General features: G+C 61.1%; 10 protein-coding genes. All 10 read left to right on the top strand.

The genetic code is table 11. The annotated features are described in order from the left end of the window. Positions 1-132 precede the first annotated feature (132 nt). Positions 133-1,029 carry a LysR family transcriptional regulator gene (locus GH665_RS12575; RefSeq protein WP_153136133.1) on the top strand — a complete coding sequence of 299 codons (897 nt, stop codon included), beginning with the start codon at positions 133-135 and terminating at the stop codon, positions 1,027-1,029. A gap of 140 nt (positions 1,030-1,169) precedes the next feature. Continuing rightward, complete coding sequence (locus tag GH665_RS12570) at positions 1,170-2,261, top strand: LacI family DNA-binding transcriptional regulator (protein WP_153136132.1); 1,092 nt, start codon at positions 1,170-1,172, stop codon at positions 2,259-2,261. Positions 2,262-2,468: 207 nt separating this feature from the next. Continuing rightward, positions 2,469-3,428, top strand: coding sequence for an ABC transporter substrate-binding protein (locus tag GH665_RS12565; RefSeq protein ID WP_153136131.1), 960 nt, complete (start codon positions 2,469-2,471; stop codon positions 3,426-3,428). 73 nt (positions 3,429-3,501) lie between these two features. After that, positions 3,502-5,001: a mannitol dehydrogenase family protein gene (locus GH665_RS12560; protein WP_153136130.1), complete on the top strand. Its 1,500-nt coding sequence runs from the start codon at positions 3,502-3,504 to the stop codon at positions 4,999-5,001. Next, a complete protein-coding gene (locus GH665_RS12555) occupies positions 4,985-6,526 on the top strand; it encodes a sugar ABC transporter ATP-binding protein (protein WP_425496049.1) in 1,542 nt (513 codons plus the stop codon). Before GH665_RS12560 ends, GH665_RS12555 begins: the two co-directional genes overlap by 17 nt. A 52-nt stretch (positions 6,527-6,578) precedes the next feature. Beyond that, positions 6,579-7,604: an ABC transporter permease subunit gene (locus GH665_RS12550; RefSeq protein WP_153136128.1), complete on the top strand. Its 1,026-nt coding sequence runs from the start codon at positions 6,579-6,581 to the stop codon at positions 7,602-7,604. 91 nt (positions 7,605-7,695) lie between these two features. After that, positions 7,696-9,123 (top strand): D-arabinitol 4-dehydrogenase, encoded by a 1,428-nt coding sequence (gene dalD / locus GH665_RS12545; RefSeq protein ID WP_153136127.1) that lies wholly within the window; start codon positions 7,696-7,698, stop codon positions 9,121-9,123. An 81-nt stretch (positions 9,124-9,204) separates the two neighbouring features. Continuing rightward, positions 9,205-10,704, top strand: a complete 1,500-nt coding sequence (gene xylB, locus GH665_RS12540) for a xylulokinase (protein ID WP_246216199.1) — start codon at positions 9,205-9,207, stop codon at positions 10,702-10,704. A 131-nt stretch (positions 10,705-10,835) separates the two neighbouring features. Continuing rightward, entirely contained in the window at positions 10,836-11,234 is a 399-nt protein-coding gene (locus GH665_RS12535; RefSeq protein ID WP_153136126.1) for a hypothetical protein, read from the top strand. A gap of 180 nt (positions 11,235-11,414) precedes the next feature. Further along, the gene (locus GH665_RS12530; RefSeq protein WP_153136125.1) at positions 11,415-12,395 is read left to right on the top strand and encodes an ABC transporter substrate-binding protein; all 981 of its coding nucleotides are present in this window, start codon (positions 11,415-11,417) and stop codon (positions 12,393-12,395) included. The last annotated feature ends 29 nt before the right edge of the window (positions 12,396-12,424 follow it).

The following is a 12,424-nucleotide window of genomic DNA, read 5'->3' as shown; positions in this document are numbered from 1 at the left end:
GTGGTGTGCCGGATCACGAATGCTTGCGAATAGTGGTCTAATCGCGCTGTCTGGAAGGTAGCTTAGACCGCCTTTCGCTTGGCCACTAGACGGCACGAATGGCGGGATCTCGTCCACTTTCATGAGGAATGCATGCTCGACCTGAACGAAATCTATCTGTTCGTCGAAGTAGTCCAGGCCGGAAGTTTTGCCGAAGCCGCGCGACGTCTCGGGATGCCCCCGAACACGATCAGCCGTCACGTTCTACAACTCGAAGCCGAACTGAAGAGCAGGCTGTTTGTTCGAACCACAAGGAAACTGACGCTGACCGCAATCGGGCAAACGTTCTACGAGCAATGTGCGAGAAACATAAGGGAACTCGTAGTAGCAGGGCAGCAGGTTGCGGACACGCATCCGGAGCCGATGGGCCCACTGCGCGTCGCGGTGTTTGCCGATTTCTTCGACATCTTTCCGATTTCATGGATCACGGAGTTTCTCGCTCGCTATCCAGGCGTCACGCTGGAGTTCGTTGTCGACAATGCTTATCTCGACCTGATGGCGAGCGGCGTCGATCTCGCCTTGCGCCCCGAATCGATGCTGGACGAGAATTCGACGCGCCGCGTTCTATGTACTTCACGCGGGCAGCTTGTCGCGTCACCGAAATATCTCGAGACCCGCGGAACGCCGGCGAACCTCGATGAACTCGGCCGGTACGACTGTTTGCTGATTTCCCGAAACTCCGGGCCCGGCACCTGGCATCTGAACGGTCCGGACGGGCGTCGCAGGGTTCAGGTGCAGGGGCGTTTTCTCGCCAGTACCTCCAACCCGGTCAGGCAAGCGGCGGTGGACGGTCTCGGTATCGCCTTACTGTTTGACCTGTACGCGAAGCGCGATCTCGCGGCCGGGCGTCTGGTGCCGGTGTTGGACCGGTATCGGTCGGACCCGTCGAACTTCTGCGCCGTTTTTCCCAATCATCGGCACATCAGGCGGGTTGCGACGATTTTCGTGGATGCGGTTCAGAGCAAGCTTGTTGAGATGTACAGCGAGTAACGGGTAGGCGGCCCGATGCGATACGCGCGGGTCTGGCTATTGGCGTGCAGTGACGGGCCGCTGATTCTCCAGACATCCTTCTGATATTCTCCCGGTCGGGTATTTCACTGTTTCGAAAGAGAAGGAGTGACAAAAAAATCGTGGCAAGCAAGGCGGGCAGGAAAGACACGAGTCACAGCGAGCGGCCGGCTCGTTTGATCGATGTGGCGCACCGCGCCGAGGTATCACGCGCCACGGCGGCGCGGGCGCTGGGCGGCTATGGCCTCGTCGGCGATGAAACGCGCGAGCGCGTGCTGACGGCCGCACGTGAGCTGAACTACAGCACCAATGTCGTGGCGCGTGCCATGCGTGCCGGGAAGACTCAGGCCATTGGCGTCGTCGTGGCGGATATCAGTAACTCTTTTTTCAGCCATGCCACCCGGGCCATCATCGACACAGCCGCGAGAGCAGGCTACGAAACCTTCGTCCTCAATACGGACGACGATCTCGCCAAGGAGGTCGACGCGGTACGCATACTGATCGAAAAGCGCGTGGACGGACTGATCGTGGTGCCATCGTCCCCGACCCAGTATGACCATTTCGTTCTGGAAGGCGAGTTAGCGAAACCGCTGGTATTGCTCGATCGCCGGGTGGAGGGTTTGCGCGTTCCAACCGCGTGTACGGACGACCGCGGGGGCGCAAAACAGGCAATTGAGCTTTTTCTCGAGCACGGGCATGTCCATATCGGTCTCCTGGTGGCAACGGCGGCCGCCCGTGGCGGAGTGGAGACACGGCAGCCCGAAGGCGTCGTCTCGACCGTGACGGATCGCGTGGCCGGCGCACAGGAGGCGATGGCGGGTCGCGGCATCGGCGAACCGGCCATCCGCTATAGCCGCAGCAGCGTTGAAGCCGCTCAAGCCGGCGCGCTCGAGCTGCTGACGCAGAAACCCCGCGCCACCGCCATCCTCGCAACCAACGAGGAAATGGCGCTGGGCGTGCTGGCGGCTTGCAGCGAGCTCGGGCTTACCATCGGCAAGGACGTGTCGCTTGTCAGCTTCGACGATACACCGTGGTCGAAGGTGATTGCGCCGTCTATGTCGGTGGTCAAGCGTCCGGTCTACGAGCTCGGTCATGCAGCCGCCACCGCGCTGATCAAGGCAATCAGGGGAGAGGGGCGGTCGCGGAAAATCGAACTGCCGACCCAGTTGATCGACCGCCGATCGGTGGCGAATGTGCTGAAACGGCGCCGTTAGCCTGCAATAAGTCAGATCTTTTCGACGCCGCTTTTGCGGCTGACCTGACCCCGGAATTACGTCAAACAGGGCGCGCGGGTTCGGGCGACGTACTCGCGATCACGTATTGACAGGCTCCGAAGATTCTGAAATTATGCCCAAAAATGAGATCGATCTCACAAGGTCGGCCACGCGAAAATGAGATCGATCTCACAATGGAGGAGAGACATGAAAACTACGCGTCATTTCACCCGGATTTTCCTGGCCGGCGCAGCGCTGGCGTTGCTATCCGCAGAGCCGTGTCTGGCTAAGGAGGTCAAATCTGTCGGAATTTCAGTCGGGTCATTGGGCAACCCCGGCTTTGTCATCATGGCCAACACGGCGACGCGCCTGATTCACAAGGTCAACCCAGGCGCCCAGGTTACAACGGTTGGCTACGACTACGATCTCGGCAAGCAGTTTAATCAGATCGATAATTTCATCGCGGCCGGAGTCGATTTCATCCTGCTCAACCCGGGCGACCCGAAGGCCATTGCTCCGGCCATCAAGAAGGCGCATGCAGCCGGCATTCCCGTTGTCGCTTTCGATACGGCGGCAGAGGGAGCGGATGCGAACGTGACCACCGACAACGTGATGGCCGGACGCATCTCCTGCCAGTACATCGCCGACAAGCTCAAGGGTAAAGGCAACGTCATTATCGAAAACGGCCCACAGGTATCGTCGGTGATCGACCGCGTCAACGGCTGCAAGCAGGTTTTTGCCAAATATCCGGGTATCAAGGTCCTGTCCGACAACCTGGACGGGAAAGGTTCGCGCGACGGCGGCATGGCGGTGGCTCAGGGTTATCTGACCCGTTTCCCAAAGATCGACGCAATTTTCACCATCAACGATCCCCAGGCGATCGGCACCGCGCTGGCGGCCAAGCAGGTCAATCGCAGCGATTTCTTCATCACGTCGGTCGACGGTTCGCCCGACATGGAGGCTGCGTTGAAGGATCCGGGTCTTTCCATGATCGAGGCCTCGGCGAGCCAGGATTTCTATGCGATCCCGAAGGTTGCGGTTCAAACCGGCCTCGGCCTGATCGCCGGGAAGAAGCCGGAAAAGCAGCTGATTCTCATCCCTTCCAGTCTCGTGACGCGCCAGAACGTGGGCGCCTACAAGGGCTGGAACGCCAAGCATGATGACTGAGCTCTCCTGAAGAAAATATGAAGGGAATCTGTTTCGCCTTGAGCGACAGGTTCTCCTCTGGAAATCGCCACAAATGATCAAACTCAACCGCGACACCTTGCCGTCCTTCGGTCCCACCGTAACCAGACCAACCTATGACCGGGATCGCCTGCGAGTAGGCATCGTCCACTTTGGCGTCGGCAACTTCCACCGGGTGCATCAAGGGATTGCCATTGAAGCCTGCCTGCATCATCCGGATCACGAAGAGTGGGGCATCTGCGGCGTCGGTCTGATGGACGGACCGGCCGCAAGGGAAAAAGCCGAAGCCTATCGTCGCCAGGACAATCTTTATACCGTCACTGAACTCGCTTCGCAGACGCCGCACGAGAGGCAGATTGTCGGCGCGATGATCGAGTATCTGCACGCGCCGGGTGCGCCGGAGGCCGTACTCGCCCGGCTTGCCGACGCCGCCACGCGCATTGTCTCGCTCACCATCACCGAAGGCGGCTACAACATCGACGAAGTGAGCGGCGAATTCAGGCTCGATACGCCGGATATCCGCCACGACCTTGCGGGAGGTGCGCCGAGGACGGTGTTCGGCTATATCGTTACCGCGCTGGCCCGGCGGCGGCGGGCGGGGCTGCCGCCTTTCACGGTGATGTCCTGCGACAATCTCCAGCGTAACGGCGACATCTCGCGACGCTGCGTCGTGAGCTTTGCACGGGCAATAGATGCGGATCTTGCCGATTGGATTGACAAGAACGGCGCATTCCCGAATTCAATGGTCGACCGGATTGCACCGCAAGTACCCGAGGACGAGCGTCGACGTCTTGTGACGGCAACCGGTGTCGACGATCTGCTGGCAGCGACGTGCGAAACCTATACGAGTTGGGTCGTGGAGGACCGTTTCTGCGCGGGGCGGCCCCGTCTCGAACTTGCCGGTGTCGTATTCAGCGACGAGGTTCCCGCGTACGTCGCGGTGAAGGGCCGGCTCTCCAATGCGGCTCATATGCTGATGTGCTATCCCGCGTTGCTGATGGGGTCGCGTTTTGTCGATGAAGGCATGCGTCATCCGGACATCCCGCGTCTGCTGCGCCACTTCTGGAATCTCGACGCCAGCGGGCTGGTCGACCCGCCGTCCGGTTATTCAGTCGAGGCGTTCACAGAGAAAGTCATCGAGCGATTCGCCAACCCGGCGATCAAGGACCAGCTAACACGCGTGGCTCACGACGGCGCTTCGAAGATCGTGGTCTTCCATGGCAAGACGATCGCACAACTGATCGCCAACGGCGGCGACCTTACCCGGGAAGCCTTCCTGATCGCCTGCTTTGAGCGTTACCTCGGCGGCATCGACGATGAGGGCGTGCCCTTCGACGTCAACGAACCGCATATCGGAAGCGCGGACTGGGCAAAGCTGCGTGGCGGCGATCCTTTGGCCGTGCTCGACATCGAGGCCTTTCGCGGGTTTGGCCTTCGCGGGAGTCCACGTTTCGTTGCCGCGTACCAGAGCGTCGCAAAGCAGCTGGCATCGCAAGGCACCGCTGCAACGCTCGCGCAGTTACTGGCGCAGGGAAGAGATCATGAGCACGGGTGATACGCAATCCTTCCTGGGAATTCGCAACGTCTCGAAGACATTTGGTCCGGTTCAGGCGCTGAAGGGCGTCTCGCTCGACGTGAGGCTGGGTGAGATTCACGCGCTGATGGGCGAAAACGGAGCCGGCAAGTCGACGTTGATGAAGATTCTTTCCGGCGCCTATGTGCCGGATGAGGGTTCCGAAATCCTGATCGAGGGCCGCAAGGTTGCCATCAACGGACCGATGGCGGCGAGGCAACTGGGCATCGCCATCATCTATCAGGAACTCGCACTTGCTCCGAATCTCACCGTTGCTGAAAACATCTATCTCGGTCGCGAGCCCAGCCGGCGCGCGTTGATCGACCGCACAGCCATGGTTGCGGGCGTCGAAGATGTACTGCAGCGTCTCGGGGCCAGTTTCACCGCGCGTCACAAAGTGGCGGACCTGTCGATCGCCGAGCGGCAACTGGTGGAGATCGCGCGCGCCGTGCATGCCCGTTCGCGCGTGCTGATCATGGACGAGCCGACTACCACCCTGTCCGAGCGCGAGACTGAGCGGCTGTTTGCGCTGGTGCGCAAGCTCAAACAGGAGGGGCTGGCCATTGTCTACATCAGCCACCGGATGAAGGAGGTCTACGAGCTTTCCGACCGCGTCTCGGTGCTGCGCGACGGCACCTATGTCGGCACGCTGGAGCGGGATGCGATTACGCCGGCCGCCGTTGTGCGCATGATGGTCGGGCGCGATCTGTCTTCGTTCTACAAAAAGGATCACGACGCTCGTCTTGGCCGTGGCCGGGTCATTCTCTCGGTGCGCGACGTGGCTGACGGAAAACGTGTCCAGCCCTGTTCCTTCGATATTCATGAAGGTGAAGTGCTCGGCATTGCAGGCCTGGTTGGCGCGGGGCGCACGGAGCTTGCCCGCCTGATTTACGGAGCGGACCCGAAAGTGTCGGGCACGGTCGCGGTCGACGGCGCTCAGGTGAGCATCCGTTCGCCTCTTGACGCCATTGACGCCGGCATTGCCTATCTGACCGAGGATCGCAAACTGCTCGGGCTGATGCTCGACATGTCGGTATCCGAAAACATCAATCTTGGCGTGATTGCCCGCGACGCCCTGGCCGGCGGCTTTCGCAACCTTGCCAAAGGGTGTCAACGCGCCGCTTCGGCGATCGAGGTGACGGGCATTCGAACCGGTTCGCCCGACGCCCCGGTCGGCGGTCTCTCGGGTGGCAATCAGCAGAAAGTTCTGCTGTCGCGCCTACTCGAAACCAATCCTCGTGTGCTGATCCTCGACGAGCCAACCCGTGGCGTCGACATCGGCGCGAAGTCGGAGATCTACCGGCTGATCGACCGGCTGGCCCGGGAGGGAGTCGGCGTTGCGGTGATCTCGTCGGACTTGCCGGAGATCGTCGGTATCTGCGATCGCGTCATCGTGATGCGCGAGGGCCATATTGCCGGCGAGGTCGGGGGAGCCGCTGGGGCCGCACAGATAACGCAAGGGAACATCATGGCCATCGCCACGTCCGCCGTCACTGACGCGGCATGACACGGCAGGCCATCGGTAACGATGCAGACTTCAAGACAGGATGGGCAGTTCGATGATCTCAATCAATTCCGCTGTGGCGCAGAGCACGCGCCGCAAACTCGCTCTCACCGGCACCCTGCGTGGGTTGGGCATGCTGCCAGCCCTGGTGCTGATCGCCGTTCTGTTTCAATTGCTGTCCGGCTATGCCGAGTCAGGCAGTCTGTCCTGGGCGCATGGCCGCTTCATGACCTGGAGCAATCTGTCGGTCGTCACGCAGCAGGCCTCGATCAATACCGTGCTCGCCGCGGGTATGACGTTCGTTATCCTGACTGGTGGGATCGATCTTTCCGTCGGATCGGTGCTGGCCGCTTCCGCCATGCTCGCGCTGATCGCTTCGTTGATTCCTGGCTGGGGCATGCTCGGACTGGTTGTGGCGCTGGTGGCCGGCGCCGTGTTTGGATTGATCAATGGTTCGCTGATCGCTTTTCTGCGCCTGCCGCCTTTCATCGTCACGCTCGGCACGATGACGTCGGTACGGGGCCTCGCTCGTATGTTTGGTCATGACAACACCATCTTCAATTCGAGTTTGCCTTTTGCTTTCCTCGGCAACGGCAACCTTCTCGGCGTGCCATGGCTTGTGGTGATCGCGCTCGCCACCGTGGTGATTTCCTGGTTGATCCTGCGACGAACGGTGCTCGGACTCCGTATCTACGCGGTGGGCGGCAATGCCGAGGCGTCACGCCTCGCCGGCATCAAGGTGTGGTCGATCACACTCTTCGTGTACGGCATCTCAGGCCTGCTGGCCGGGCTAGGCGGGGCGCTGTCCGCCGCCCGTCTTTACGCGGCCAATGGCATGCAGCTTGGTTTTTCCTATGAGCTTGATGCGATTGCTGCTGTGATTCTCGGTGGCACCAGTTTTGTGGGCGGGATCGGTTCGATCTGGGGCACGCTGATCGGTGCGCTGATCATCGCCGTACTGTCCAATGGCCTGATCCTGATCGGCGTTTCCGATACCTGGCAGTTCGTCATTAAGGGTCTGGTGATCATCGGCGCGGTCGCGCTCGACCACCTCCGCGGTTCCGCGAGCGCCCGGACGTGATCCACGCGGCTCAGCGCATCCCGGAGACGCGATGACGACACTCGTTTGTGAGTCGTCCGTGTTGCATTAACCACGCTAGTAGCGAACCTTTATGACACCTCCAATTCAACCTGTTGACGACGAACGGATCATCCTGCATATCGGCACAGGCTCGTTTCACCGCGCGCATCAGGCGTGGTATCTGCATAGACTGCGGGAAAGCGGAGACAGCCGCGACCGGGCGTGGTCGATCGCGGCAGGCAACATCCGAAGCGACATGAACACAACGCACGAAGCACTCGCGGCACAAGGCGGAACCTACACGCTCGAGACCGTTTCGCCGGACGGTGCGCGGGAGTACGAGTCCATTCGCTCGATTCAGCGCGTGCTGCCGTGGTCGCCGGATCATGCGTCGCTGATCGAATACGGTTCGTCGCGTGCCTGCCGGATCATCTCCTTCACGGTCACAGAAAGCGGGTACTACCTCGACAATCACGACAGGCTCGACGTCACACATCCGGACGTCGCCGCCGATCTCAATGGGGGTTGTGAGACCATTTACGGCGTTCTCGCCGCGATCCTCGAAGCGCGGCGCCGAACCGGCGGAGGGCCGGTCACGCTGCAATGCTGTGACAATCTGCGCCACAACGGCGAGAAATTCCGCACCGGCTTCGCCGAATTCCTCACGCGTCGCAGCCTCGACGCGCTCAAACAATGGGTGCAGACCCATACGACCACACCGAGTGCGATGGTCGACCGGATCACGCCACGTCCAACTCCCGATACCTGTGCGCGTGTTCTCGCCGCCACGGGTTTGGACGACCGTTGCCCGGTGATGAGCGAGTCTTTCGCGCAATGGGTGATCGAGGATCGTTTCATTGCGGATCGCCCGGCCTGGGAGAAAGTTGGCGTGGAACTCGTGGATTCTGTATTGCCATACGAGGAGGCCAAGATCCGTGTGCTGAATGCCACCCATAGCTGCGTCGCCTGGGCCGGCACGCTGGTCGGACTTGAATATATCCACGAAGGAACGCGAGACGCGGAGATTGCACGGTTCGCCCACGATTACATCACGCAGGACGTCATACCGAGTCTGCTTCCGAGCCCCATCGACCTTTCGCGGTATCGCGACGTCGTGCTCGACCGCTTCAGCAATCCGTATATCCGCGACACGAACGAGCGAGTCGCGGCGGACGGATTCACAAAACTGTCGGGCTTTGTCGTCCCGACGCTGCGCGACAGCTTCGCGCGCGGGGAGGTGCCCGCGGCGAGCGCCATGTTGCCAGCGTTGTTTCTGGCCTTCCTGACGCGCTGGGCCGACGGCAAGCTGCACATCGACTATCGCGATAGCCTGCAGGACATCGCTGGGATCCGCGCCATGCTGGCAGCGGAAGATCCGGTCGCGGTGTTCTGTTCGGATCGCCGGGTGTGGGGCGGCCTCACGTCCGACAGCAGGCTCATCGGTGCGCTACGCGATGCCTACGGCACGGTGGACCGCTGGCTCGCGTCGAGGCCGGAAACGTTGCGACGCGTCAGCTAACGAAGCGGCTCGCCGGACCGTGCGTGAGCCGATCATGCTCGAATAGACGATCGGGCATGTTGACCAATTCTCGTTGGCAAAGTGAATAAATTGATTAGTAATCCCGTTTCGTTGGGCATCGATCTCGGCACCTCCGATCTGAAGGCTCTCATGCTTGACGAGGGCGGCACCATTCTCGATGCGGTTTCCGCGCCGATAGCGAGTTCGCATCTCCGGCCCGGCTGGTCCGAGCAGGATCCTGAGCACTGGTGGCAAGCCTGCATGACGGCTTTGGGCGCATTGCGTCGCAATCAGCCTGGCGCGTTCGAAAGAATCTGTTGTATAGGACTGTCGGGGCAGATGCATGGCGCTGTTCTGGTCAACGCGCGCAACGTGTGCCTTCGTCCGGCGATCTTGTGGAACGACGGGCGCTCGGCGCTTGAGGCCGCGTCGCTGGCAGAACGGTTCGCCGCGCATCTCGATGTCATCGGGAGTGCTCCGATGGCGGGGCTGACGGCTCCGAAACTGCTGTGGTTGAAGCATCATGAACCGCAAGTGCACGCGGCGATCGATTGCGTGCTCTCCCCGAAAGACTATCTGCGACTGAAGCTCACCGGCGAGCGCCTGACGGATATGTCCGATGCGGCCGGCACGCTTTGGCTCGATGTGCGCGGCCGCTCCTGGTTCGAGCCGATGATCGAAGCGACCGGGCTGCAACCGCGGCAGCTTCCTCGGCTCGTGGAAGGGTCGTCGGCCGGGGCTCGGGTGCTGCCTGCTGTTGCAAGTCAGCTTGGCCTGAGCAGCGGTGTCGTCGTCGCGGGCGGAGCGGGTGACAACCCGGCGTCGTCCATCGGAATCGGCGCAAGTATTCCTGGCCGATCGTTCGTCACACTCGGTACGAGTGCCGCTGTCGTCTCGACAGTCGACAAACCTCTTTCGAGAATCGCCAATGGCGTTCACGGCTATTGCCATGCATTGCCGGGCGCGTGGTACGCGATGGGCGCCATTCTGGCCGGCGCCAGTTGTCTGAAATGGGCGTCGAAGCTGCTGGCGTCGGGTAGGGAAGCGGATCTGCTGGCTTGCGTGGCGGAGCACATTCCGGTAGATGGGGCCATCCCCATGGAGGCGCCTGTTTTTCTGCCGTACCTCGCGGGGGAGCGAACGCCTCACAATGATCCACGCTTGCGAGGCGGTTTCATGGGACTGGCACTCGATACGTCGGTGGCGTCTCTCGGCTATGCCGTCCTGGAAGGGGTGGCATTCGGCTTGCGCGATGCGCTCAATGCGATTGAAACGTCGGGCGTGACGGTTGCGGATTGCTCGCTCGTGGGGGGCGGCGCGCGAAGCGAGTATTGGGCGCAATTGCTGGCCGATGTACTGGGGCGGGAACTGCATACCCTGAACGGCAGCGAACTGGCTGCCGGCATCGGCGCAGCCAGGCTTGGTTTTGCCGCATACGGTTGCGATCCGGCAGTCCTTGATCGCGCGCTCCCCGTCAAGGCGACGTTTTCGCCGCGGATATCGCGATTCGACGCACTGCAGGAAAGATACCTGCAGTTTCGCGGTCTATTTCCCGCCGCCCGATCCTTGACGCGGAAGTGAGATGTTACGAATAGGTCCTGCGGCCACGAGTAACGAGAGCCCCGGAGACAATCATGCCGAGATCCAGGTCACCACGAGATAAGCGCGTAGGAAAAGGCACTGCACGATGGCACAAAACGTTCCTTTTGCCGATGCCGGATGAGAGCGTACGGCGGCTGTCGCTTGGTGGCCACCTTGCACTGGTGGGCACCCTGCAGGAAGAAGGCAATCGTCATCTGCTGAACGAACTGACGAGGATTCTCTATTTCACGTTTTGCCTTGAAGACGACGGTGGGCATGTCACCGATCCGGAGATCTTTCTTCGCGCTGAGGCGGCGCTCGATCGTGCCGTGCTGCGCGCGGAGGAGACGGGAATCTGGCGAGTCAGGCGGGAGGAGGCCGCTGCGATCGAACCGATTCTATGCCGGTACGACGAGCAGATAGGGGCGGTGTCGTCGCGCCGTTACCTTGAGGCGGAAAGGCGACTCGCGAAGCTTCTGCAGAGCAGTCACAGTGTTTCGCCGTTGCGAAGCCGGTTCGCGAATCCGTGAATTCGGGCTTGTGCCTCGCGCGGCATCAGCGCAATTATGCGGAAACGATGCTGGAAAACACCAGGGCCGCGACCGACGCTCGCCAGTATACTGGCCAACTGCCAGACGCCATCACTTCAGTAAGGTCGGAACGCGTCAGGTGAAGCGCCGTTCGTCGGACTCAACAGGAGGAAGGCAAAAATGAAGCGCGTCGTTTCCCACTATCTGGTTGCATTGGCAACGTTCGTTGCCTGTTCGTTTACGGGTGTGGCCCACGCGGATGCCGCGCATCCCGTCGTCGCGCTACTGCCGGGCGTTACCGATCCTTTCTACTTCACGATGCATCGCGGCGCCGAGCGAGCCGCGAATGAAGAGCACGTCCAGTTGTTATTCCAGGTGCCCAAGGCGTGGAACACCACGGAGCAGGTGCCGATCCTCAAGGCGTTCATTGCCAAACGCCCAGACGTCCTGCTGATTTCGCCGGTCGACAAACAGCAGATGATCGGTCCGCTGAAGGAAGCGGCCGACGCAGGCATCAAAGTCATCACGGTCGATACCTATATCGGCGACGGCCACTACCAGACTGGCAAGGGCGACGCCGATTTTCCGCTCTCCTATATTGCTTCGGATAACCTGGAAGGCGGCCGCGTGGCGGCGCGCGCGCTCGCGAAGGCCATCGGCGACAAGGGCACGGTCTACTGCGAAAACAACAAACCGGGTATCTCCAGTACCGACGCGCGTGCCGAGGGTTTCCTCGACGAAATGAAGAAGCACCCGAACATCAAGGTGCTGCAAACGCAATATAACGAGGATGACGCGAACCGCGCCGCATCCCACGTTGCCGCGGTGCTCGCGCGCAATCCCGATCTCGCCGGCGTGTTCGGCGCCAACACCTTCTCCGGCAGCGGCGCCGCCCAGGGCGTGAAGGCTGCTGGCAAGCAGGGCGTAGTCAAGGTCGTGGTGTTCGACGCCGTGCCCGGCATCGACCAGCAGATCAAAAGCGGCCTCGTCGATATCGCAATCGCGCAGCGCCCGGATGAGATCGGCTATTACGGTGTGAAGTTCGCGGCCGACCTGATTCATGGCAAGAAGATTCCGGTATTCAGGAGCACGGGCTTTGTCGTGCTCGACAAGACGAATATCGATCAGCCGGATATGAAGCAGTACATCTATTCGAACTAGGCAAGCGCTATCGAATGAGGCTAACTCCC

This window comes from Paraburkholderia agricolaris, assembly GCF_009455635.1.
Lineage (GTDB): Bacteria > Pseudomonadota > Gammaproteobacteria > Burkholderiales > Burkholderiaceae > Paraburkholderia > Paraburkholderia agricolaris.
This window is presented reverse-complemented; position numbering and strand designations above follow the sequence as displayed.